Here is a 22,999-nt window from a genome sequence, read left to right as displayed (position 1 = left end):
CGTGGGTTCGCAGCAGCTCTCGATCTATTCCATTGCCGCCCATCGCGGCTTTGCCGATGCGCTCGCGGCGGGGCTGGTGCCGCGTTACCACGAGGATGGCTATGGCCTTGCACGGCTGACCCTGCTGTTGCCCGGCCGCCGCGCGATCCGCACCATGACCGAGGCGTTTACGCGCCTGATGGGAGAAGAAGGCCGGACCGGCCTGCTGCTGCCGCGCATGGCGGTGATCGGCGATATCGATCTGGACGAGACTTTGGGCCCGCTGCTCGACCCCATCGGGGAAGGGGCCGACATTCCCCCTGCCGCCGATCCCACGCGGCGCTGGTTGCGGCTGGCCGAATTGCTGCGCGCCGCGATGGAGCGGGCGGGGATGCAGATTCCCGTTGCCTCTGCCCTTTTGCGGCAGGCACGCGAGATCGGGCGCGCGATGGACCGGCTGCTGGTCGAAGGCATCGGGCCCGAGGAATTGCTGGGCGAGCGCGTGCTCGATATCGTGGGCGAGTTGTCGGAGCACTGGAAACAGAACTTGCATCTGTTCGCCACGGTGCAGGCATTGTGGCTGGCCGAATTGCAGGAACGCGGCGAAACCGACACGCCCGCGCGCCGCAATGCGCTGTTCGACCATGCCGCCCGCCGCTGGCGCGAAACCCCTCCCGCCAGCCCGATAGTCGCGGCGGGGATCACCAGCGCCAGCCCCGCCATTGCCGGATTGCTGCGGGCGATTGCCGGATTGCCGAACGGGGCGGTGGTGCTGCCAGATCTCGACCTCTCGCTCGATGACGAGGTGTGGGAGGCGCTGGGCCGCGCGGGCATCGGCGCCGAAGCGGGCGATGCGCCGCTGGGCGCGGGCGATGCGGTGACTCACCCGCAATATCATTTAAAGCTGCTGCTGAACCGCATGGGCGTGGCGCGCGGAGAAGTGCGCAACTGGCACCGCCGGGGCGCTTCCGCCGCCCCGCCAGAACGCAGCCGGGCGCTTTCCAGCCTGTTCCTGCCGCCGAAGGAAAGCGCAAGCTGGGTCGATCTGCCGCCCGAACGCCGCCGCCTGTCGGGGGTTCGGCTGATGGAAACGGCAAGGCCCGAGCATGAGGCGCAGTCGATTGCCCTGCTGATCCGCGAGGCGCTGGAAACGCCCGAACGCCGCGTCGCGCTGGTCACGCCCGATCGCGGGCTGGCGGGGCGGGTGATCGCCCATCTGAAACGCTGGAACATTCAGGCCGACGATTCCGCCGGACGCCCCATGCCGCACACCACGGCAGGGCGCATGGCGCTGTTGCTGGCCGAAATTCTGGCCACCCGCGCATCGCCGGTGCCGCTGGTCGCGGCGCTGTCGCACCCGCTGGCGGGCGGCACGGGGGATGATCGCGGCACATGGCTGCGCAATTTACGCCGGTTCGAAAAGCTGCTGCGCGGGCCGCGCATCGATACCGGCCTGATGCCGATCCGTGCCCAGCTGGAAAAACACGCCAGGGATCGCGGCAGCACACGCCTGCTGGACTGGTGGGAAGCCTCGGTCGAGCCGGTGATCGAGCCGCTGGTCATGCTTGGCGAGCACGAAGAGGTCGACATGGCCGAGGCTTTGTCCGCGATTGCGACGGCGGGCGAAGCGCTTTGTGATATGCGCATCTGGGCCGAGGCGGACGGGCGCGCATTGTCCGCGGCGCTGGAAACCCTGCGCAGCGCCGCGCGCGAGGTGCCGACCGCGCTGGCCCCTGCCGAGGTGCCGCTGGTGCTGCGCGATGCGATCGACACGATCTCGGTCCGGCCGCCCTATGGCGGGCACCCGCGCATCGCGATCTATGGCTTGATCGAGGCGCGGATGAGCCGCGCCGACCTTGTCATCTGCGGCGGGCTGACCGAAAACAGCTGGCCCCAGCCGCCTGCGCGCGATCCGCTGGTCGCGCCCGCCGTGATGCGCGCCTTGGGCGTGCCGGGGGGCGATTTCCGCATCGGGCTTTCAGCGCATGACCTTGCCGCCGCGCTGGGCGCGCCGGAAGTGGTGCTGTCCTATGCGCGCAAGGACGCCAGCGGGCCCGCCATTGCCAGCCGCTTTGTGCTGCGCGTGCGCGCCATGCTGGGCGAATTGCTGGAAAAGCATATGGAGCGCGAGATACCGGCGCTGGCCGAACAGATGGATTTCGCCCAGCCGGTTCCGCCGCATCCGCAGCCCGAACCCATGCCCAGCGCCGCGCAGCGCAAGGTGGACATCAGCGCGACGGCCTTGGACCGGCTGCGGTCGGACCCGTACCAGTTCTATGCCTCGCACATTATGCGGCTGAAACGGCTGGACAGCATCGACGAGGAGCCGACGCCCGCATGGCGCGGCAGCGCGGTGCATACGATCCTAGAGGATTGGTACAAGAAACACGATGCCGCCCCCGGCGCGCTGGTGCCGCTGGCGGAAGAGCGGCTGCGCGAATTGTCGGGCCATCCGTTCATGCGCGGGTTGTGGCAGCCGCGCCTGCTGGCCGCGCTGGAATGGCTGGACGCCGAAACGCAGGCCCTGCGCGCCGAGGGGCGCGAGATCGCGGTGGTGGAGAAAACCGGCAGGATCAGCGTGAAGGGCGTGGAAATCAGCGCGCGGGCCGACCGGATCGACCGGCTGGCCAATGGCGATCTGGCGATCGTCGATTACAAGACGGGACACCCGCCGCGCGCTTCCGAAGTGGCGGCGGGATATGCGTTGCAGCTTGGCACGACGGGCGTGATCGCAGCGCATGAGGGGTTCGATGCCTTGCGCGGCGAACCGACGCATTTCGAATATTGGTCGCTGGGCCGCGACCGCAAGACGGGCGAGTTCGGCTATCGCGACGAGCCGATCCTGGAGGGCCGCAAGAAAAGCGGCATATTGCGCGAGGAGTTCCTCACCGAGAGCGAACGGCTGCTGCACGACGCGCTCGACCGCTGGATCGTGGGGGAGGAGCCGTTTACCGCGCGGCTCAACCCCGATCTGCCCGGATATAACGATTACGATCAGCTGATGCGGCTGGACGAATGGCAGGGGCGCGGTTCGCCTGAGGGGGAAGCCGGATGAGTGGTCCCGCGAAGTTATACCCTTTGACCGGCAGCCAACGTGATGCCGTCAATCCGGCGGACACAGTTTGGCTATCTGCAAGTGCCGGCACAGGCAAAACTCAGGTGCTTTCCAGCCGTGTCTTGCGTTTGCTCCTGCAGCCGGACGTAGAGCCGTCTCAGATTTTGTGTCTGACTTTCACAAAGGCGGGTGCGGCGGAAATGGCAAATCGCGTCAACGAGGTGTTGGCGCGTTGGGTTCGACAGTCCGACAATGATTTGTTTCATGAGCTAGAAGCAATTTGCGCGGATTCAGGTCCTGATGCCCGCGCCCGCGCCCGCACGCGTTTTGCCGCCGTGCTCGATTGCCCCGGCGGCGGCCTCAGGATCGAGACGATCCATGCCTTCTCGCAATGGCTGCTTTCGGCCTTTCCGCTGGAGGCGGGGCTGGTCCCGGGCACGCGCCCGATGGAGGACCGCGACCGCGAATTGCTGCTGCGCGACACGCTGGCCGAATTGCTGATCCAGGCCGAGGAGCGGGGCGACACTTCGCTGACCGATGCGCTGGCGACCCTGTCGCTGCGGGCCGATCAGGGTGCGATCGAACGGTTCCTGATGGCCTGCGCCGAAGCGCGCGCGGCATGGGAAGGGACCGGAAGCTGGGTGCCGCCGCTGCTGCCGCGCGTCTATCGTCTGCTGGGGCTGAAGCCCGATCATTGCGAGGCGCATGTGGCAGCACTCTGCGGGCCGGATGCGTTCGATTGCCGCGCGTTGGAAGCGGCCGAGGCGATGCTGCGCGACAAGGGCGGGAAAAAGGCGCTGGATGCGGCCGAACCTATCGCCGCGTGGCTGGGCAGCGATGCGGACAAGCGGCTGGAGACGCTCGACCACCTTTACAACGCGCTGTTCACGCAAAAGGGCGAGCCGCGCAAGCTGGTGAAGGACAGCTTTGCCTATGACGATGCGGTCGAATCCGTGCGCGCATCCATCGACCGCGTTATCGCCTGCCGCGATCTGGGCGCCTTGGCGCAGTGGCTGGCCCCCGCGCTGACGCTTGGCCGGGCATTCGCGCTGAAATGGGGTGAGGCGAAGGCGCGGGCGGGCCTGATCGATTTCGACGACCAGATCGCGGAGGCGGCGCGCCTGCTCAAACGGTCGGACATGGCCGACTGGATCCGGTACAAGCTGGACCGGCAATTCGACCATATCCTTGTCGACGAGGCGCAGGACACGAATAGCGCGCAATGGGACGTGATCGACGCGCTGACCGAGGAGTTCTTTACCGGCGAAGGCGCGCGGGGCGATCGGTTGCGGACCCTGTTCGTGGTGGGCGATTACAAGCAGGCGATCTTCCGCTTTCAGGGCACCAGTCCCGAAAATTTCAAGCTGGCGCGCGACCGCGTGAAGGAACGGATGGCAGGCGCGATTGAGAACCTGTCCTTTACGCGCGGCGCGAAAGAGCATCGCCCTTTCCGCGAATATGGCCTTGCCCGCAGCTATCGCACCGCGCAGCCCGTTCTGGATTTCGTCGATGCCGCGATTGCCGAAATCGGGCCCGAGGCGCTGGGCCTTGCCGACGATCCGGGCGTGCATCTGGGCGAGAAACGGCCCGGGCAGGTGGTGATGTGGCGCACGGTCGGCGATCCCGTCGGTCTGGATGACGAAGCTGACGAGGGTGAAGAGGGCTGGCTCTCGCGCCCCGACCGCCGCGTGGCGGAAAATATCGCGACCCAGATCCGCCACTGGATCGATGCGGGCTTTCCGCTGGTAAAGGGCGGCGAGCGGCTGGCGGGGCCGGGCGACGTGATGGTGCTTGTCCGCAAGCGCAAGGAGCTGGCGGGGCTGATCGTCGCGCGGCTGCATGCCAAGGGCGTCGCGGTCGCGGGGGTGGACCGGCTGCGGCTGGGCGCGCCATTGGGGGTGCGCGACCTGATGGCGGCGATGCGCTTTGCCGCCCAGCCCGAGGATGATCTCTCGCTCGCCTGCCTGCTGGTATCGCCGATCTTCGGCTGGACGCAGGAAGAGCTGCTGGAACACGGCTGGCGCGAAAAGGGTGTCCGGCTCTATGACCGGCTGCGCCAAAGCACCGAAGCCCGCCCGCGTCAGGCGCTGGCCATGTTGAACGATCTGTTGCGGCTGGCCGATTACGATACGCCGCAGGCCCTACTCCACTGGATGCTGGTGGGACCGTGGCAGGCGCGGCGCAGGCTGGCGGCGCGGCTGGGCGGCGAAGTCAACGATCCCATAGACGAGATGCTGAATGCCGCCATGGCCTTCAGCGCAACCCAGACGCCCAGCCTGACCGGATTCATCCGATGGTTCGAGGCAGGCGACGGCGAGCTGAAGCGCGAAGCCGACCAGCAGGGCGGGCTGGTTCGCGTGATGACGGTGCACGGGTCCAAGGGATTGCAGGCCCCCATCGTCATTCTGGCCGACGCCGCCGACGATCCCGATCTGGCGATGCCGCGCACGCTGGAACTGGCCGAGCCATTGCCCGACATGGCGGGTTTCGCACCGCGCACCATTCCGCTGCCCTCGCTGAGGAAATCCGAAAAACTCGGCCCCATCGCCGCGGCCGAGGAAGAGGCCGCGCGCGAGGAGCGCGAGGAGCACTGGCGCCTGCTTTATGTCGCGATGACGCGGGCGGAAGAAGCGCTGTTCATCGCGGGCGCATTGCGGGCCAAAAAGACCGAGCCGCCCGCGAACAGCTGGTATGCGCGGCTGGCACCTCTGTTCGGGGACAGCGACGACTGGCTGACCGATCCGGTGTGGGGCGGCGCGAAACAGCTGGGGCAGGGGGCACAGCGAACTCCCGGCATGCCCGCGGGCGCAAAGCAATCGGGTTTCGCCCTGCTGCCGGGCTGGGCGCTGGCACCGGCAGGGGCGGAACCCGCGCCGCCGCGCCCGCTTGCGCCATCGTCGCTGGGCGACCCGCATGAAGCGGCCGAGCCGCCGCTGGCCCCCATGGGCGGCATTGGCGTGGATGCGGCGCGGCGCGGCGTGCTGATCCACCGGCTGCTGGAACGCCTGCCCGAACTGCCGGGTGACCGCCGCGCCGACGCGGCCACGCGCTGGCTGGCGCGGCAGGCGGCGGATCTGTCCGACGAAACGCGCGCCGAAATGGTGCAGGCGGCGGTACGCACGCTGAACGATCCGGCCTGCGCCGCGCTGTTCGCGCCTGAGGCTTTGGCCGAAGTCTCGCTTTCCGCCACTGTCGGCACGCGTGTGGTGGCGGGCACAGTCGACCGTCTGCATCTGGGCAATACGCCTGCCGACCCGATCCGCATTGTCGATTTCAAGACCGCGCGCCGCCCGCCCGAACGCCTGGATCAGGTTCCGCCAGCCTATTTACGCCAGATGGCTGCCTATGCCTGCGCGCTGGAGGCGATCCACCCCGGCCGCAGGGTAGAGGCGTTGCTGCTTTATACCCATGCCCCGCGCATTTTCGCGATTCCGCCCGATATTCTGGAGCGCGAGAAGGCCGCGTTAAGGGGGGGGTAGAATCCATTGCCCGCCCGCCGTTTGCGTCTGCGGTATGTGGCCCTATCTATACGTCCAAGACATATTCATGCCCATTCGCATTTTTGGAGATTGATTCATGGCCACTATCGCCGTCACCGACGCCAGCTTCGAGGAAGACGTCCTCAAGTCCGACAAGCCCGTTCTGGTCGACTTCTGGGCCGACTGGTGCGGCCCGTGCAAGATGATCGCCCCCGCGCTTGAGGAAATCAGCGAGGAGCTGGGCGAGCAGGTGACCATCGCCAAGATGGACATCATGGAAAACACCGGCGTTCCGGGCCAGATCGGCGTGCAGTCGATCCCGCTGATGGTGCTGTTCAAGAACGGCGAGGCTGTCGCGCAAAAGCTGGGCGCCGCGCCGAAAAGCCAGCTGAAGGGCTGGCTGGAAAGCGAGCTTTAATCAGGGAATGCAGGCGGCGAGCTTTTCGAACAGCGAAGGGCTCGCCGCTGCCAGCAGGCCGGTGCCGTCCTGGTCCGGCCGATAGGGCGAACCGTCGATCCGCGCGGCCATGCCGCCCGCTTCGTTCAGCCACAAGACGCCCGCCGCATGATCCCATGCCAGGGTGCGCTGAAACACCGACACATCGTTCACGCCCAGCGCCAGCCGCGGATACTGCTCCGCTGCACAGCGCGGAATGTCGACCAGCCGGAAGTGCGGGGCAACATTGCGCTGAACCTCGTGCCTTTGCGCTTCGTCCATGAACACCGTGCTGATCGCGGCCACGGGCTTGTCCTCGCCCGTCGGGCGCGCGTCGATGCGATCTCCATTGACGAACGCGCCCTTGCCCAGTTCGGCGTGGCACAAGCGCTGCCCCAGCGGATCCCACAGCCAGCCAGCCTGTGTCTCGCCGCCAGCGGCCAGCGCGATGATGATCCCGAACGGGGCCTTGCCGCGCGCGAAATTATTGGTGCCATCCAGCGGGTCGATGATCCAGCACAGATCGGCGCCGCGCCGGTCCATGACCGCGCTGTCGGCATGGGCCGCTTCCTCGCCCACGATGGCGGCGTCGGGCAGGATGCGCGCCAGCCCCTCGGCCAGCATCACTTCGCTTTCGCGGTCGGCGACGGTGACCAGATCGTCATGCGCCTTTTCGATAATCTCGCTGCTGGCCAGCGATTGATAGCGGGGCAAGATCGCCTTTTCCGCCACCTCGCGCATCAGCGCGGCGACTTGATCGGTCAGCGCATTCATGTCCGGTAATCCGCATTGATCGAGATATAGCCATGCGTCAGGTCGCATGTCCAAACCGTCGCGCGCCCTTTGCCAAGGCCAAGGTCGACATCGATGCGAATATCCTCGCCCTTCAGATGGGCGGCGACGGGCGCTTCGTCATATCCGGCGACCGGCTGGCCGTCCCTTGCCGTCCATATGCCGCCAAAGCCGATCGACAGGCGGTCGCGGTCCGCCGGTTCGCCCGCCTTGCCCACGGCCATGACGACGCGGCCCCAATTGGCATCCTCGCCCGCGATGGCCGTCTTGACGAGCGGCGAATTGGCAATGGCCAGCCCCACGCGGCGCGCGCTTTCGTCGGATGTCGCGCCGGTCACCGCGATCTCGATGAATTTCTGCGCGCCTTCGCCGTCGCGCACCACCAGATGGGCCAGCTGGCGGCAGATATCGTGCAGCGCGGCGGCAAACGCATCCGCGCCCGGGCTGTCGGGGCCGGTAATCTCCTCGTTCCCGGCCTTGCCGGTGGCGAACGCCAGCACCGTGTCGCTGGTCGAGGTATCGCCATCGACCGTGATACAGGAAAACGTCGCCGCGTTCGCGGCGGACAGGCATTGTTGCAGAAACGCGGGCGCGACATTCGCGTCGGTGAACACATAGCCGAGCATGGTCGCCATATCGGGCGCGATCATGCCGCTGCCCTTGATGATGGCGCTGAATTCGACGCGGGTGCCGCCGATCATCGCGCTGGCATGCGCGCCCTTGGTGAATGTGTCGGTGGTGCCGATGGTCTCTGCCGCCTGTTCCCAGCCGCAGGGTTCCGCGCCGAACACGCGCGCAAGCCCTTCGCGTGCCTTGTCCTGCGGCAGGGGGACGCCGATCACGCCGGTGGAGGAGACGAACACATCGCTCGGTTCGCAGTCCAGATGGGCGGCAACCTCGGCCATGATCGTCTCCACCGCCTCGCGCCCGCGATAGCCGGTGAAGGCATTGGAATTGCCCGCGTTCACCACCAGCGCGCGGGCACGGCCCAGCTTGACCTGTTCGCGGCCCAGTTCGACTTCGGACGAGCAGCACACATTCTTGGTGAACACGCCCGCAACGGCCGTACCCTTGTCCAGGGTCACGAAGGTCAGGTCGCAGCGGCCCCAGTTCTTGTAACCGGCCCGCGCCACGCGCGGCACGGCGCCCGCGATCGCGGGAAGGGCGGGAAAGGGGCGGGCAAGCGGCGATGTTTCCATAATGCGCGCTGACTAGGGCGCGGCGGGTTGGGGCGCAATCGCGAAATGGGTGCGGACGGGGCGCCGTTCGTTTTCCCCCGCAAATATCTCGCTTCGTCGGGGGAACCGTCACACAATATTCGCATTGGAAATGGATATAGGATAGAAATTACGCGTTGCGGAGCTTCGGGACAAATCCATGCCATCCGTCATGTCGAACAGGATTTATTCGCGCCTTGTCTTTGCCGGCTGCTGTTGCGGTGCCGGTATGGCCGCACTGCCCGCTTGTGCCGAACCGGCGAATATGCGGGACGATCCGGCACTGGCCCGCGTCGGCGGGGCCGCCTTGCTGGCGATGAACTTCGACCTTGCAGGACGTGACCGTGCCGAAGCGCTGCACGAGAGCGATGCCGGAACCGCACCTGCCGAAACAGAGGCTGAAACAGAAGAAGAGGAAGGCGCGCTCGAAGCGCCTGCCATGCCGCGCCAGCCATGGGTGGACGACGGGTTGAAACGCGAATGGTCGATCCGCCCCGTCGAAGACGGCCCCGCGCTGGAGCTTGCCGCCTTGGGCGGCGGCCAGAAGAAATCGGGCCGGCTGGCCCATGTCCGCGTAAGTTGGGCGTTCTGAAGACAGGCGCCAGCCCGGTCAGCCCTGAAGTGAACTGAACCGGACTAGCGTGACTTTACGCAACGCCGATGGGGTTGCCCCTATGCCTCGCGCTCCGCGAGCCATTCCTCCAGCCATTTGATCGAATAATCGCCGTTCAGGAAATCGTCCTGCCGGATAAGTTCCTGATGCAGCGGGATCGAGGTTTTGACCCCTTCGATCACCATTTCTTCCAGCGCGCGTTTCAGCCGCATGATACAGCCTTCGCGAGTGCGGCCATAGACGATCAGCTTGGCGATCATGGAATCGTAGTAAGGCGGAATGCGATAGCCCGCATAGATCCCGCTATCCACGCGCACATGCATGCCGCCCGCCGCGTGATAGCTGGTCAGCGTGCCGGGCGATGGCGTGAAGTTGAACGGGTCTTCCGCATTGATGCGGCATTCGATGGCGTGGCCGGCAAAGACCAGCTCGTCCTGCTTTACCGACAGCGGCTTGCCGTCGGCGACGCGGATCTGCTCGCGCACCAGATCGACGCCGGTGATTGCTTCGGTTACCGGATGTTCGACCTGCAGACGGGTATTCATTTCGATGAAATAGAACTCGCCGTCTTCCCACAGGAATTCGATCGTGCCCGCGCCGCGATAGCCCATGTCAGCCATCGCCTTGGCGCAGATGCCGCCCATCCGCTCGCGCTCGTCCGCGCTGATGACGGGGGAGGGGGCCTCTTCCAGCACTTTCTGGTGGCGGCGTTGCAGCGAACAGTCGCGCTCGCCCAGATGGATGGCCTGGCCGTTGCCGTCGCCGAACACCTGAAATTCGATATGGCGCGGATTGCCCAGATATTTCTCGATATAAACCGTGTCGTCGCCGAACGCCGACTTTGCCTCGGACCGCGCCGCGCTCATCAGGGCGGGCAGTTCTTCGGGCGTCTGCACGACCTTCATGCCGCGACCGCCGCCGCCGCTGGCCGCCTTGACCAGCACGGGATAGCCGATTTCCGCCGACAGTTTCAGTGCTTCGTCGGCATTGTCGACCGCGCCGTCGCTGCCCGGCACCAGCGGCAGGCCCAGCGCGCCCGCGGTGCGCTTGGCTTCCACCTTGTCGCCCATGGTGCGGATATGTTCGGGCTTGGGCCCGATCCACTTGATGCCATGCGCCTCGACAATCTCGGCAAAACGGGCGTTTTCGGACAGGAAACCGTAACCGGGATGGATTGCATCCGCGCCTGCGATTTCGGCTGCCGAAATGATCGCGGCGATGTTGAGATAGCTTTCGCTGGCAGGCGCGGGGCCGATGCAGACCGAATGGTCGGCAAGGCGCACATGCATGGCATCGGCGTCTGCGGTGGAATGCACCGCGACGGTTTCGATGCCCATTTCATGCGCGGCGCGGTGCACGCGCAGCGCGATCTCGCCCCGGTTGGCGATCAGGATACGCTTGATGGCCATGGTCAGCGGCCCGCCGTCACTCGATCACGACAAGCGGCTGGTCGAATTCGACCGGGTCCGCATTGCCGACAAGAATCTGCGCGATCGTGCCTGCACGGGGCGCAGGGATGGCGTTCATCACCTTCATCGCTTCGACGATCAGCAGGGTTTCGCCTGCCTTCACGCTCTGTCCGACCTTGATGAAATCGGCGGCGCCGGGTTCGGGCGCCAGATAGCAGGTGCCGACCATCGGGCTTTTTACAGCGTCGCCATTGACGGGAGCGGTGGCGGGGGCGGCCTCTGCCGCGGGGGCGGCGGCAGGTGCGGCAGGCGCGGCCATCACGGGCGCAGGCGCGGCATAGGCAGCGACGCCGCCCGCGCGCGATACGCGGATCTTGCGGTCGCCATCCTCGACCTCGATCTCGGTCAGGCCGGTTTCGCCGAGCAGTTCGGCCAGTTCGCGCACCAGCGCGCTATCAACGTTCATTCCCGAATTCGTCTTGCCGGGAGCGGTCTTTCCGTCGCTCATCCATCGCCTCGCTTGAGGTTGCACAATGGGACGGGCCTATGCGCTTGTGCATCGACAAGGGCAAGAGGGTGCGGGGCGATTGTGCGGAAACTTGGCAGCGACATAAGGGCTGCCAGCCTCCGAATCATGTGGCAAATCCCTGACATACAGGCATTAATTTGCCGGTTTGGGATGCGGCCGGCAGAGGCGGCAGGGCCGGTGCCGTCGATCTTCGATGCGGCCCGACCCTGACGGAGAGTGCTTAAACTAGCGATCGGTGCCCTTGGCCTTTCCCCACTGGCGCGCGGCGGTATAGCCCAGATAGCCGGTACCGAAGAGCGCATAGAGCGGTTCGGGCAGCCCGCCGAGATAGCCCGTCATCCCGCGCGCGATGGCATCGGCGGCGTCGGGGCGAAACGCGGCGATAAAACCCATGGGGATGGCGAACAGGATCAGCGCATACATTACATAGAGAAAGCCGGGCCGCGCCCTGCTGGTCCAGGGATCGGCGGATTGCGCCTCGGTCACGATGGCGGACAGGCGCGCCTCGATCGTTTTCAGTTCCTGGCTGTTTTCCAGTTGCAGCAGTTCCAGCTTGGCGCGTTCACGTGCTTCCTTGTCGGGGATGACGCGGTCGATGATCTTTGAGATTGGACCGATAAGCGATTCTATAAGGGGCATGGCATTTTCCCGTTGTTGTGGCAGGCCAGCAGGCGTCGTGCCGAATCGGCGGGAAGTAGGAAAATAAAAGAACCGGTGCGGTTCGCTTCAGAGGGATTGCCGCTGTGGCTGTAAACATCGATGTGCTGACGGGCGCGGCACTGCACGACGCGGTCGATGCGCTGGCGGCGCTGCGCATCGCGGTTTTTGCCGAATACCCCTATCTCTATGACGGCAGCGCGGAATACGAACGGGCATATGTCCGCGAATTCATGGCAGAGCCCGACAGCGTACTGATCGCCGCGAAAGATGCGGGGCGCATTGTCGGCGCGGCAACGGCATCGCCCATGGCATCGCAAAAGCCCGAATTCCGCGCACCGTTCGATGCGCGCGGAATTGATACGGCAAGCCTGTTCTATTTCGGAGAGAGCGTGTTGCTGCCCGAATATCGCGGACAGGGGATCGGCCATGCGTTCTTTGATGCAAGGGAAGCGCAGGCGCAGGCATGGGGCGCGTCATCGGCGTGTTTCGCATCGGTCGTCAGGCCCGACGATCATCCGCTGCGCCCTGCCGGATACCACCCGCATGACCGGTTCTGGACGGGGCGGGGCTATGCGCCGGTGGGCGGTCTGGTGACACAGCTTGCATGGAAAGACCATGGCGAGGCGGCGGAGACGCCCAAGGCGATGCAATATTGGCTAAGGGCTTTCTGACGCGTTCGGATCGCGCATCTGCCATGTGATCCGCCGCGTCGCACCTGCGGGCACGTCGATGCGCAGCACCTGTTGCCCGCGATAGATCGCGATTTTTTGCGAGGCGCGGCGTAGGGCGATCGCACTGGCCGGGCCAAGCGCCAGTTCGAAGCGCAGGGCCTCGCCTGTCGGATTGGTGACATCGGCTTCCATCGCAGCCCATTTTCCCTTGGCGACGGCATTGCGCCATGCCTCCAGCGCGGTATCGCGGTCGCTGGCAGAGGATGCGCCGCGCGGGCGGCAGGCATAGATTACCGCACTGTCGGGAGAGAGGACAATCTCCACATCCTCGCCGACGGCGCGGTCGCGCATATCGTCCTCGGCCACCAGCAGGGGGCCATGGGCGCTGGGCTCGAAAACGGCGATCCGCCCTTGCGGCAGCGACCGGCCCAGACCCTGCGTTTCCAGATTGCGGCTGCGCAATTCGATACCGGCGAGCGCCTCTTCCATTTCCGCAACGCAGCGCCCTGTATGCATCAATTCGCCCTTGACCGCGTCGAGGGTCAGGAATTTCACCTGCTTCTGCGACTGCGCGGCCACGTCGACCGCTACCGGCACGCGATAGAGCTTCAGATCGCCCAGCGCTTCCTCGCCCGCCTCGACCTCTGTCACGGCCATGGCCGATTCCATCTCGGCCTTCCGTAAACGGCTGCCGGTCACGACGATCTGGTCCGCCATCATCGCTGGGGCGGGCGCCGGTGGGGGCGGAGGGGGTGCAGGCGGCGGCGGATAGGTGCCGCGCGATGTGCTGCCGATGGGATAGCAGCTCAGCTGCAAAGGGCGGGCAACGGGTGGATCGGAAAGATCCTCGTAATCGCTGGTGACATTGATCCGGCCCGCGACGGTCATCAGTTCGGCATCGGGAAAGCTTTGCCCGTTACCGTTCGCCACGGTCAGCCACGCCATCAGTTCCAGCGTGCGATCCTTCTCGCGGCTGGCCTCTGCGAATGTGGCGACGTAATTCGCCTGCCAGTCGAACCCCGTCGCCAGATAGGTCAGCGTGACCGTATGGGTCCCGCCCGCCGCGCTGTACGTATCGACGCTGAACACGGGGTCGGACGACAGCCCCTCTGGCACGCGGTCGAAGGTCAGACCTTCGGGGAGGCCAGAACAACGCACTGCCTCATACCCCTCGCGCGTTTGCAGGACCAGCCCGCCATCGGCACGCGTGCGGATCACCGCGCTTTCGCTGATTTCGGCTCCGGTCGCGGGATTGGTGCGGGTGATGGTGACGCGGTTGCCCAATGTGCCGTCGACCAAAGCGGCGGGGGACAGCAGATCGGCGTTGCGGTTCTTTTCGATGGTCCCGCCGGGCAGGCCGGTTACGATGGCGCTGACCGCCACCATGCTTTCGGCCACGCCGGTAAAGCGGATACGTGAATGGCCGGGCGGCAGGGTGACCTGCCGCACTTCTGAAATCATGGCAAAGCCGCCCACCCAGCGCACGTCGATGGGATCGCCGCCGCGGCCCTCGTCGCGATAGATGGTAACGGCGATGTCCGACGGGGCAGAGGCGTCGACGGCCAGCCGCGCGGGCAGTGCGGGCGGCTCTTGCGCCGCGGCACCGGTCGCTGCCAGCGCGCAGATCAGGAAAGCAAAGCGCCGCATCGCGCCGCCCCCTAGTATCGCGTCTCGTAAACCACGGTCAGCACGGTTTCTCCATTGGCGGGAACGGGCACGGCCCATTGCCGCTTGTCCAGATTGACCTGTTCGCCCTTGATGCTTTCGCTGACGACGCGAAAGTCGTTGCTCCACCATCCACGATCCAGCCCCGCCTGTGCGACATCGACGGTCACCGGCTGTGCTTTCGCATTGGTCACGCGATATTGCATGGTGGTGCGATAGAATGTCTGCGCGCGTTCGACGGTAATCTGGCGGACGCGGTCATCCTCGATCACGCGGTATCGGGCCGAACGGACATATTCCTCGGAATCGATCTTCGCCCGCGCGGTGACGCTGGCCTGTACCGAAATGTCGAACGCATCGCCCAGCTTCAGGCTCATCTCGCTGCCCATGGGCGTATGGCCGATGGCGTCCTCGCCGATGAATTGCGGCGTGCCCTGCGCATCGCGCTGGTAGAAACGCACCGTGCCAGCAGGCAGTGCATCGCCCAATCCGCCCTCGCGCGACGAGGAGAAGGCGAGGCGGCTTTCCACCTGCACCGGATCGCTGTCGTTCTGCATCCAGTTCAGCGTGCGGGCATAGATCTTGCGCGCGGGCACGCCCTGCACGTCCATGAAGCTGACCTGCTTGGTCTGCGCATTGGCGATGGTGGTCCGCGCGTCGAGCGGATAGAGGTAATAATCCGCCAGACGCTCGCGATCCGCGCTTTCGGTGCCGATGGAACGGACCTGATTGCGCGGCGGCTGCGGCCTGTAATTGTTGCGCCCGGTCGACGGATCGCCGGCCACCAGCACGGTTTTCGCGTTTTCGAATGTCGTGCCGGTGTTATTGGTCAGCGTGACCCAGCCCTGCATGTCCAGCGTGCCCGAAGCCTCGTCATACAGCGACACGTAGTCGGCGTTCCAGCCCAGCCCCGTCGTCAGATAGCGGATAGAGGCTGGCCGCCGCCCTGCCGTGCTCGAATCTACGGTGACCGAAAGGGTGGGGCGGGCGCGCAGCCCGTCGGGCACGCGATCGAACACTGCGCGCACCGGCAGGCCGTCGTCGCGCAGCACCTCGATCCGGTCGCCGATCTGCACCACCACGCCGCCCGCGACCGACAGAACCTTGGCCCGTTCGCGCGTTTCGGCGCCGGTGGCGGGATTGGTGCGGACCAGCGTGATCGTTTCGCCCACCGCCTTTTCCATCAGCTTCGACGGGGTCAGCAGGTCGAAATCGAAATTCTGTTCGACAATGCCCGTATTGTCGGCAGCAAAGCTCAATGTCTCGGGCCGGATGCGGCTGGACACGTCGGGAAATTCGATCCGCGTCCGCCCGCGCGGAAACGACAGATCGCGCACGTCCTGCACCAGAGCGGTATCGCCGTTATAGATGGTGACGGAAACATCGCCCTGCTGGCTTTTGCCGGTGGGGTCGCTGGCATCCTGCGCAAAGGCCGCCATCGCCGTGCAGCCTGTTCCCAAAGTCAGTGCCAGTGCCAGTCTGAAATGCTTCATCGATCGTCCCCCAACGGATTATGCGCGCAAAAGCCGGCCCGAAAGCTGTCAGGCCGATCCTGCATCGCGGCTGAATGATGCGATTTCGTTACGCGGCGGTACGGTTTTTCAACGCTTTACGATGCCTTTTTCCAGCAAGGCGCTGGCGATGCCGGCAATATCGTCGGTCGCGCGGCCATCGGACCAGACCGCGTATTTCAGGCCGAGGAACACGTTCATGCCCATGATCGCCCATGCGCAAGCCTCGTCCAGATCGGGGCGGAATTCGCCCGAAGCCACGCCGCGTTGCAAGCGTTCGTGAATGCGCTGCGCTGCCGATTCGTAATGGGCGCGGAAGCTGTCGGGATCGACGAATTCAGCCTCGTCGATGATGCGATAGATTTCCTGATGCTCGCGCGCGAAGTTGAGGAATGCGGAAAACGCCGCGCGTTCGGCTCCCAGCGCATCGTGGCCGCCCGCCAGCGCCTTGCCAGCTTCTTCACCGACGCGGGCCGACAGATCGTTCACCAATGCGCGGAACAGCGCGTCCTTGCTGTCGAAATAGGTATAGAAACTGCCCAGCGCCATGCCTGCGCGGCGGGTGATCCCGCTGATAGAGGCATCGTGGAATCCCTTTTCCCCGAACTCCAGCGCGGCGGCATCCAGCAGCTTGCGCAAGCTTTTGCGGCCGCGTTCCGTGCGCGGCTGCTTGCCGCCGGCAAGGGCGATGGCGGGGCGATCTGTGGTCATAAGGACACTGGCTAAACCGCAAAATCGCGCTTGGCAAAATTTTAAAGTTGAAAGGTGGTTCGGGTTTCAATATTCACCGGGTCATAACAAAGGTTCCAAGTGGGAGAATATTGGATGCTGAAGGCCCGTCTGCGGCATACGACCGCGTGTGTTTTTGCCATTTCCACCGCCATCGCCGCGCCGTCCGCCATTGCGCAGGACGCTGCCGATGCCGTCGCCGAAACCGAGATTACCGATGACGTCGATTACGGCGATGCCATCGTCGTCACCGCCCGCCGCCGCGAAGAGCGGCTGATCGACGTTCCGATTTCCGTCACCGCGATCAGCGGCGACGCCATGGCCAAGCAGGGCACCCAGACGATCGAGGAAATCGGCGAGCAGGTCCCGAACCTGACGCTGGAAGTATCGCGCGGCACCAATACCACGCTGACCGCCTTTATCCGCGGCGTGGGCCAGCAGGACCCCGTCGCCGGTTTCGAGGCAGGCGTCGGCCTGTATGTCGACGATGTCTATCTGAACCGCCCGCAGGCTGCCGTTCTGGACGTTTACGATGTCGAACGGATCGAGGTGCTGCGCGGTCCGCAGGGTACGCTTTACGGCCGCAACACCATCGGCGGCGCGATCAAATATGTCACCGCGCGCCTGCCTGACGAGACCGAGGTGAAGGTCCGCGGCACCTATGGCTCCTATAACCAGGCCGATCTGATCGTCACGGCCTCCACGCCCATCGGCGATAATCTGAATATCGGCGCCAGCGGCGCGCGCCTGTCGCGCGGCGGGTTCGGCGACAATCTCTATCAGGACGGGGTGGAGAATTATAACAAGGACGTATGGGCCGCGCGCGGCACTATCGAGTTCGAGAGCGGCGCGTTTTTCGCACGCCTTTCGGGCGATTACGTCAAGGACGATTCCGCCGCCCGTCAGGGCCACCGCCTGATCGAGGGCATGGTCAGCGGCGCGCCGGTTCTGGACGATCCCTATGACACGCGCGCCGGTCTGGATGTCGTGGATCAGGAAGTGGAGGCCTATGGCGGCGCGCTCAACATGGCGCTCGAACTGTCCGACACGATCACGCTGAAGTCGATCACCGGCTATCGAAAGGATGAATCGACCTCGCCCATCGACTTCGATTCGCTGCCCGCCGTCGATGTCGACGTGCCCGCGATCTACAAGAACGACCAGTTCAGCCAGGAACTGCAATTGCTGTACGAAGGCGACCGGCTTTCGGGTGTGCTGGGCGCCTATTACCTTGACGCCAATGCCTATACCGCGTTCGACGTGGGCATCTGGACCACGGGCGATCTGATCAGCCTGCCGGGCCTGACCGCGCAGACGCTGGGCGATGTGAACACCAAGACATGGTCGGTGTTCGGCGATTTCACCTATGACCTTACCGACCAGCTCAGCCTGTCGGTCGGCGGCCGTTACACCTATGACAAGCGTTCGTCGCGCGTGCTGCGCACCACATTCATCGGGGGCTATTCCGACCTGTTCGCCGAAGGGTCCATCCCGATCGCCGTGACTTCGGACTTCGACGATAGCGCGACGTTCAAGGAATTCACGCCGCGCGCGTCGATCAGCTTTATGCCGACGCCCGATCACAATTTCTATTTCACCTATTCCAAGGGCTTCAAGGGCGGCGGCTTCGACCCACGCGGCCAGACCAGCAGCGCCCCCGATTTCGATGGCGACGGCACGGTTTCGTATGACGAAGTCTATGACTTCATGCAGTTCGACCCCGAAACGGTCGACAGCTTTGAACTGGGGTGGAAGGCTTCGCTGCTCGACCGCCGCCTGAACATCAGCCTTGCCGGTTTCATGTCGCAGTACAAGGATGTGCAGATCCCGGGATCGGCAGGTGTCGATTCCGACGGCGACGGCGTGAACGAAACGTTCATCGGCATCACATCGAACGCCGCCGACGCCGACGTCAACGGCGTGGAGTTCGAGATGAACGCCCTGATGGGTCGCGATTTCGCGGGGATGGGCAGCCGGTTCAACGTGAATTTCGCGCTTGGCTATCTGGATGCGAAGTTCAACGAATATATCGACGCATTCGGAAATGACGTGGCGGACGAGCGCGTGTTCCAGAACACGCCCGAATTCACCGTCAATGCCGGTTTCGACCTTGGCCTGCCGGTGGCGAGCGGCATTGTGGATTTCATCGGCTCCGTCTCGATGCGCAGCGATGCCAGCCAGTTCGAAGTGCCCAATCCCTATCTGGATCAGGACGGCTTTACGCTTGTCAACGCCAGCGTGGTCTATACCGACGATTCCGACCGCTTCTCGATCGGGGTTCACGGCAAGAACCTGTTCGACAAGCGCTATATCGTGTCGGGCTATAATTTCATCGGCGCGAATGGCGCGCCCACTTTGGGGCAGGAAGGGACGCTGACCGGTTTCTATGGCGACCCGCGCCGCGTGTTCGTGACCGGCGAAATCCGTTTCTGATCCGCTCGCGGACCGGATTGCCATGACGGATTACCGATCCCACCGCTTCCGCAGCGCGGACGGGCGGCTGGACCTGTTCGCCCGGGATTATCCCGGGACGGACAGCGCCGCCCGGCCGCTGCTGCTGATCCATGCGCTCACCCGCAACAGCGCCGATTTCGAACCGCTGATCGACTGGCTGGGTGGCAGATACCGGCTGGTCGTCCCCGATGTGCGCGGTCGCGGCCTGTCGGACCGCGATCCCGAACCGGCGCATTACAACCCCGCCGTCTATGCCGAGGATATGTTCGCGCTGATGGACGATCTGGGCATCGACAGCGCGGGGCTGATCGGCACGTCGATGGGCGGGCTGATCGCAATGGCCATGGCGGCGATGGATCGCGGACGCTCGCGCGATCTGCCGCCGCGCGTGGGGCCGGTGATCATGAACGATGTGGGCGCGCATCTGGAACCCGACGCGCTGGCCCGCATCGCCAGCTATGTCGGCAAATCGCCCGCATTTGCCGACTGGGACGAGGCGGCAGCGGGATGCCGCGCGGTGAACGGGCCGGTCTTTCCCGATTTCACCGATGCCGACTGGATGGAATTCGCCCGCCGCACCTGCCGCGACACAGCGGATGGCGTTGCCTATGACTATGATCCCGCCATCGCCGTTCCGTTCGAGGCCGGGAACGAATCCGGCAATGGCGAGGTCGATCTGTGGCCCGTATGGCGGGCCATGGACGGGCTACCCGTTCTGGTCGTGCGCGGGGTGATGAGCGATCTGCTGTCCGCCGCCACGGTCGCGGAAATGGACCGCACGCACGAAGGCCCCTTCGCATCGGTCGACGTGCCCCTTCGCGGCCATACCCCATTGCTGAACGAGCCTGCGGCGCGCAAAGCGATCGAAACATTCCTGACGGAGCACTATCCGGTATGACCGACGCCGCAGCCAATCCCCGGCAATCGCGCCCCAATGTGGTGCTGGCGATGCTGCTGGTCGTCTATATCTTCAACTTCGTCGACCGGCAGATCCTGTCGATCCTTGCCGCCCCGATCCAGGCCGATCTGGATCTCAGCGATGCCGAAATGGGCGTTCTGGGCGGGCTGGCTTTTGCGATCCTCTATTCCACCCTTGCCGTGCCGCTGGCGGCATTGGCCGATCGCACCAGCCGCAGCTGGGTGATCACCGTGTCGCTGGTGTTGTGGAGCGGCTTTACCGCCGCCTGCGCCGCGGCGCAGGGGTTCTGGCACATCTTCCTTGCGCGGCTGGGGGTCGGTATTGGCGAGGCGGGGGGCGTTGCGCCCAGCTATGCGCTGATCGGGGACTATTTCCCGTCGAACAGGCGGGCGTTTGCGCTGTCGATCTATTCGCTGGGCATTCCGCTGGGTTCGGCGGCGGGCGTGCTGGCGGGCGGCTATATCGCGGCGCGGGTCGACTGGCGCATGGCGTTTCTGGCAGTCGGCATTCTTGGCATATTGATCGCACCCGTTTTCCGCCTGCTGGTGCGCGACAATCGTCCGCAGGTGGCCGCGGGCGAGCCGGTGATCGACAAGCCCCGCCTGTCCGAAACCGCGCGCATGCTGGCGAAAAAGCCCGCGTTCTGGTTCCTGTCCTTTGGCGCTGCGTCGAGTTCGATGTGCGGCTATGGCCTTGCATTCTGGCTGCCCAGCCTGTTGCAGCGCAGCTTTGGCCTGACGCTGGTAGAGGCTGCGTGGTTCTTTGGCCTTGTCCTGCTGATCGGCGGGGTGGCGGGCATGCTGCTGGGCGGCTGGATCGGCGACCGGCTGGGCGGGCGCGACCGGGCATGGTTCGCATGGGTGCCGGGTGCGGCATTCCTGATCGGCGCGCCTTTGTTCGCGCTTGGTATCATGAGCGGCAGCGTGATGCTGGCGTTCGCGCTGTTCATCCTGCCGCAGGCGCTGGTCTATGTGTGGTTGGGGCCGGTGTTGTCGGCTGTTCAGCACCTTGTCCCTCCGCCCGCGCGGGCGACGGCATCGGCGCTGTTCCTGCTGATCAATAATCTGATCGGTCTTGGCGGAGGCATTTATGCGCTGGGGCAGGTTTCGACCCTGCTGACGCCCATCTATGGTGACGAGGCCTTGCGCTATTCGATGTTGCTGGGGCTGACGCTTTACCTGCTGGCAGGGCTGCTGATGTTGCTGGCGGGGCCGAAGCTGCGCAAGGGCTGGGTTGAGGAAGCCTAAGCCAGTTCAAGACCCGGCACATTGATCGTGCGCCCGCCGCCGTAATCCTCGCGGGTCACGATCAGCCCCTTGCGTTCCAGATGTTCCAGCAACCGCCGGATGCGCCCCGGCGAGCTGGTGCCATAGGCGCGCGACAATTCCTCCTCGTCGGGCGATTCCATGCCCTGTGCCGCAGATCGGGCAATCAACAGGAACGGGGCGAGCAGATCGTCATCGACCATGGCGCCAAGGCCCAGCACCCGTTCGCGCATGTCGTCGTCCAGATGGTCCAGCCCCGCCACCGCAATGGCGAAACGGCGCCGGAATGCCGCCATGTCGAGCAGCGCGGCGGTCGCGCCCCTGCGGCGGCAGGCCATCATAAAGCTCTGGAACTGGCTGGCGGCTGGTTGGAATGTGATATTGGTATCGCCCGCCATTTCTACCAGGATTTCGTCCAGCATCGCCTCGCTCTCCGCCGAAGTCACGGCAGACGCGGCAGGTCCGCCAGAGGAGGCACGTGCCTGTGCGGCAGGCTCCATGCGGCGGGCCAGTTCCTCCGGATCCTGACGCGGCGGCGGCGGGGGAGGGGGCGGCGGGACGACCTTGTCCAGCTCCTTGTGGAGCAGCGCTTCCATCTCTTCGGGCGGGGCGCTGGGCAGCGGCACGAGCGCGCTGGCGTTGACGCGCGAGCCCGATTTCACCGGTCCGATCTTGATGGCGACGGGCCGCCGCGTGATCGCGGGCCCCAGCCCCAGAAAGCGCCCGCGTTCCAGATCGCGGATCTGTTCGGCCTGCTTGCGCTCCATCCCCAGAAGATCGGCGGCGCGCTGCATATCGATATCGAGGAATGTGCGCCCCATCAGGAAGTTCGACGCCTCTGCCGCGACATTCTTGGCCAGCTTGGCAAGGCGCTGCGTGGCGACAATGCCCGCAAGGCCGCGCTTGCGACCGCGGCACATCAGGTTCGTCATCGCGCCCAGCGACAGGCGGCGCGTATCCTCGGCCATTTCGCCGCTGGCCGATGGCGCGAACATCTGCGCCTCGTCCACCACGACAAGGGCAGGGAACCAGTGCTCGCGCGGGGCATCGAACAGCGCGTTCAGGAACTGGGCCGAGGCGCGGATCTGCAATTCGACATCCAGCCCGTCCAGCCCCAGCACCACCGAGGCGCGATGTTCGCGCACGCGCGCGGCCAGCGCCACGATCTCCGCCGCCGAATGCGCGCTGGCATCGATCACCACATGGCCGAAATGATCGGAGAGCGAGGCGAAATCGCCCTCGGGGTCGATGATGATCTGCTGCACCATCTGCGCGCTTTCTTCCAGCAGGCGGCGCAGGAGGTGCGATTTGCCCGAACCCGAATTGCCCTGCACCAGCAGGCGCGTGGCGAGCAGCTCTTCAATATCGACACGCACATCTGCCCCGTGCGCGTCCTGACCTATGACAATATGCGAATCCACCGATCAGGGGTTAGCGGCTGGCGCCCCAGCGCCCAAGGGTGGGGAGGGGGCTTTTGCCCGATTGGGTTGTGACAGACAGAAATCCCGCTGGCGACGGAGTACGACCGGGCCGCCATTTTCGCGCGGACCGGGAATTTCTCCGCGCGCGGGATGCCGAATTTTATACGAGACCTGCCTTGGCGGCAATAACGCCGT

17 protein-coding genes are annotated in these 22,999 nt (G+C 65.2%); 8 read left to right on the top strand and 9 right to left on the bottom strand.

The genetic code is table 11. The annotated features are described in order from the left end of the window. Position 1 precedes the first annotated feature (1 nt). The 3 genes from addB to trxA all read left to right on the top strand — a co-directional run bounded on the left by addB (position 2) and on the right by trxA (position 6,931). The gene (gene addB / locus LOZ77_RS08550; protein WP_230281700.1) at positions 2–3,034 is read left to right on the top strand and encodes a double-strand break repair protein AddB; all 3,033 of its coding nucleotides are present in this window, start codon (positions 2–4) and stop codon (positions 3,032–3,034) included. Further along, positions 3,031–6,513, top strand: coding sequence for a double-strand break repair helicase AddA (gene addA, locus LOZ77_RS08545; RefSeq protein WP_230281699.1), 3,483 nt, complete (start codon positions 3,031–3,033; stop codon positions 6,511–6,513). Before addB ends, addA begins: the two co-directional genes overlap by 4 nt. Before the next feature lie 97 nt (positions 6,514–6,610). Continuing rightward, entirely contained in the window at positions 6,611–6,931 is a 321-nt protein-coding gene (gene trxA / locus LOZ77_RS08540) for a thioredoxin (RefSeq protein WP_230281698.1), read from the top strand. Here the strand turns inward: trxA and LOZ77_RS08535 are convergent, their stop codons facing one another. Together LOZ77_RS08535 and argJ are read right to left on the bottom strand one after the other, a co-directional pair. Further along, the gene (locus tag LOZ77_RS08535; RefSeq protein WP_230281697.1) at positions 6,932–7,723 is read right to left on the bottom strand and encodes an inositol monophosphatase family protein; all 792 of its coding nucleotides are present in this window, start codon (positions 7,721–7,723) and stop codon (positions 6,932–6,934) included. It abuts the gene before it with no gap. After that, positions 7,720–8,940: a bifunctional glutamate N-acetyltransferase/amino-acid acetyltransferase ArgJ gene (gene argJ / locus LOZ77_RS08530; protein WP_230281696.1), complete on the bottom strand. Its 1,221-nt coding sequence runs from the start codon at positions 8,938–8,940 to the stop codon at positions 7,720–7,722. Before argJ ends, LOZ77_RS08535 begins: the two co-directional genes overlap by 4 nt. A gap of 190 nt (positions 8,941–9,130) precedes the next feature. On the opposite strand from argJ, the gene LOZ77_RS08525 reads away from it, so the two are divergent. Further along, entirely contained in the window at positions 9,131–9,550 is a 420-nt protein-coding gene (locus tag LOZ77_RS08525; RefSeq protein ID WP_230281695.1) for a hypothetical protein, read from the top strand. Positions 9,551–9,630: 80 nt separating this feature from the next. Here the strand turns inward: LOZ77_RS08525 and accC are convergent, their stop codons facing one another. The 3 genes from accC to LOZ77_RS08510 form a co-directional block, all read right to left on the bottom strand. Then, positions 9,631–10,980: an acetyl-CoA carboxylase biotin carboxylase subunit gene (accC, locus tag LOZ77_RS08520; RefSeq protein ID WP_230281694.1), complete on the bottom strand. Its 1,350-nt coding sequence runs from the start codon at positions 10,978–10,980 to the stop codon at positions 9,631–9,633. A 16-nt stretch (positions 10,981–10,996) separates the two neighbouring features. Then, positions 10,997–11,488: an acetyl-CoA carboxylase biotin carboxyl carrier protein gene (gene accB, locus LOZ77_RS08515; protein ID WP_370638062.1), complete on the bottom strand. Its 492-nt coding sequence runs from the start codon at positions 11,486–11,488 to the stop codon at positions 10,997–10,999. A gap of 246 nt (positions 11,489–11,734) precedes the next feature. Next, positions 11,735–12,148 carry a holin family protein gene (locus tag LOZ77_RS08510; RefSeq protein ID WP_230281693.1) on the bottom strand — a complete coding sequence of 138 codons (414 nt, stop codon included), beginning with the start codon at positions 12,146–12,148 and terminating at the stop codon, positions 11,735–11,737. A 104-nt stretch (positions 12,149–12,252) separates the two neighbouring features. Between LOZ77_RS08510 and LOZ77_RS08505 the strand changes: the two genes are divergently transcribed. Continuing rightward, a complete protein-coding gene (locus LOZ77_RS08505; RefSeq protein WP_230281692.1) occupies positions 12,253–12,840 on the top strand; it encodes a GNAT family N-acetyltransferase in 588 nt (195 codons plus the stop codon). On the opposite strand, the gene LOZ77_RS08500 is transcribed toward LOZ77_RS08505, so the two are convergent. The 3 genes from LOZ77_RS08500 to LOZ77_RS08490 form a co-directional block, all read right to left on the bottom strand. Beyond that, positions 12,826–14,487, bottom strand: coding sequence for a DUF4139 domain-containing protein (locus LOZ77_RS08500; RefSeq protein ID WP_230281691.1), 1,662 nt, complete (start codon positions 14,485–14,487; stop codon positions 12,826–12,828). The two genes, LOZ77_RS08505 and LOZ77_RS08500, sit on opposite strands and share 15 nt — an antisense overlap. 11 nt (positions 14,488–14,498) lie before the next feature. Beyond that, positions 14,499–15,998, bottom strand: a complete 1,500-nt coding sequence (locus LOZ77_RS08495) for a DUF4139 domain-containing protein (protein ID WP_230281690.1) — start codon at positions 15,996–15,998, stop codon at positions 14,499–14,501. A gap of 108 nt (positions 15,999–16,106) precedes the next feature. Then, complete coding sequence (locus tag LOZ77_RS08490; RefSeq protein WP_230281689.1) at positions 16,107–16,727, bottom strand: TetR/AcrR family transcriptional regulator; 621 nt, start codon at positions 16,725–16,727, stop codon at positions 16,107–16,109. Between the two features lie 114 nt (positions 16,728–16,841). Between LOZ77_RS08490 and LOZ77_RS08485 the strand changes: the two genes are divergently transcribed. Genes LOZ77_RS08485 through LOZ77_RS08475 form a run of 3 tightly spaced genes read left to right on the top strand, consistent with a single transcriptional unit; the run spans position 16,842 to position 21,365 of the window. Next, entirely contained in the window at positions 16,842–19,178 is a 2,337-nt protein-coding gene (locus tag LOZ77_RS08485; RefSeq protein WP_230281688.1) for a TonB-dependent receptor, read from the top strand. A gap of 22 nt (positions 19,179–19,200) precedes the next feature. Continuing rightward, positions 19,201–20,097, top strand: a complete 897-nt coding sequence (locus LOZ77_RS08480; protein ID WP_230281687.1) for an alpha/beta hydrolase — start codon at positions 19,201–19,203, stop codon at positions 20,095–20,097. Then, complete coding sequence (locus tag LOZ77_RS08475; protein ID WP_230281686.1) at positions 20,094–21,365, top strand: MFS transporter; 1,272 nt, start codon at positions 20,094–20,096, stop codon at positions 21,363–21,365. The genes LOZ77_RS08480 and LOZ77_RS08475 overlap by 4 nt, the downstream gene beginning before the upstream one ends. On the opposite strand, the gene LOZ77_RS08470 is transcribed toward LOZ77_RS08475, so the two are convergent. Next, positions 21,362–22,804 (bottom strand): ATP-binding protein, encoded by a 1,443-nt coding sequence (locus LOZ77_RS08470; RefSeq protein ID WP_230281685.1) that lies wholly within the window; start codon positions 22,802–22,804, stop codon positions 21,362–21,364. The genes LOZ77_RS08475 and LOZ77_RS08470 overlap by 4 nt on opposite strands. Between the last annotated feature and the right edge of the window lie 195 nt (positions 22,805–22,999).

Origin of the sequence: Croceicoccus sp. Ery15 (genome assembly GCF_020985305.1) — a bacterium.
Taxonomy (GTDB): domain Bacteria; phylum Pseudomonadota; class Alphaproteobacteria; order Sphingomonadales; family Sphingomonadaceae; genus Croceicoccus.
Note: the sequence above shows the minus strand (reverse complement) of the source record. Positions and strands in the feature narration are given on the sequence as shown.

Coding starts and splice junctions, on each gene's coding strand:
- addA (WP_230281699.1), top strand. CDS start 3,031: ATGAGTGGTCCCGCGAAGTTATACCCTTTGACCGGCAGCCAACGTGAT.
- trxA (WP_230281698.1), top strand. CDS start 6,611: ATGGCCACTATCGCCGTCACCGACGCCAGCTTCGAGGAAGACGTCCTC.
- LOZ77_RS08535 (WP_230281697.1), bottom strand. CDS start 7,723: ATGAATGCGCTGACCGATCAAGTCGCCGCGCTGATGCGCGAGGTGGCG.
- argJ (WP_230281696.1), bottom strand. CDS start 8,940: ATGGAAACATCGCCGCTTGCCCGCCCCTTTCCCGCCCTTCCCGCGATC.
- LOZ77_RS08525 (WP_230281695.1), top strand. CDS start 9,131: ATGTCGAACAGGATTTATTCGCGCCTTGTCTTTGCCGGCTGCTGTTGC.
- accC (WP_230281694.1), bottom strand. CDS start 10,980: ATGGCCATCAAGCGTATCCTGATCGCCAACCGGGGCGAGATCGCGCTG.
- accB (WP_370638062.1), bottom strand. CDS start 11,488: ATGAGCGACGGAAAGACCGCTCCCGGCAAGACGAATTCGGGAATGAAC.
- LOZ77_RS08510 (WP_230281693.1), bottom strand. CDS start 12,148: ATGCCCCTTATAGAATCGCTTATCGGTCCAATCTCAAAGATCATCGAC.
- LOZ77_RS08500 (WP_230281691.1), bottom strand. CDS start 14,487: ATGCGGCGCTTTGCTTTCCTGATCTGCGCGCTGGCAGCGACCGGTGCC.
- LOZ77_RS08495 (WP_230281690.1), bottom strand. CDS start 15,998: ATGAAGCATTTCAGACTGGCACTGGCACTGACTTTGGGAACAGGCTGC.
- LOZ77_RS08490 (WP_230281689.1), bottom strand. CDS start 16,727: ATGACCACAGATCGCCCCGCCATCGCCCTTGCCGGCGGCAAGCAGCCG.
- LOZ77_RS08485 (WP_230281688.1), top strand. CDS start 16,842: ATGCTGAAGGCCCGTCTGCGGCATACGACCGCGTGTGTTTTTGCCATT.
- LOZ77_RS08480 (WP_230281687.1), top strand. CDS start 19,201: ATGACGGATTACCGATCCCACCGCTTCCGCAGCGCGGACGGGCGGCTG.
- LOZ77_RS08475 (WP_230281686.1), top strand. CDS start 20,094: ATGACCGACGCCGCAGCCAATCCCCGGCAATCGCGCCCCAATGTGGTG.